Annotated in this window: 1 pseudogene; it reads left to right on the top strand. The window is 58.8% G+C overall.

The window, feature by feature from the left end:
- Window positions 1-311, top strand: a pseudogene (locus A3722_RS16795) (HAD family hydrolase); the annotation flags it as partial.

Raw genomic sequence — 311 nt, 5'->3', positions numbered from 1 at the left:
TGGCATAATGAACGCTACTTTGCACTCTCTCACGACCGTTTTGCAGCCCTTCTGGCCGAACATAGTGAACGCGACCATCTGATGGCACGGCTTTTGGAAGCCGAACGGCGCAATCTGCCGCATTACGGCTACGGGATCAAAGGGTTCACCCTGTCGATGATCGAGACCGCAATCGAGGTGACAGAGGGCAAAGTCCCCGCCGAGGTGATCAGTGACCTGCTCGCCGCCGGGCGCGAGATGCTGGACCATCCGATTGAACTGCTGCCCCATGTCGAAGACGTGCTGGAAACCCTGCGCGGTGACTACCGGCT

Source organism: Sulfitobacter sp. HI0027 (assembly GCF_001634775.1).
Classification (GTDB): domain Bacteria; phylum Pseudomonadota; class Alphaproteobacteria; order Rhodobacterales; family Rhodobacteraceae; genus Sulfitobacter.
This window is presented reverse-complemented; position numbering and strand designations above follow the sequence as displayed.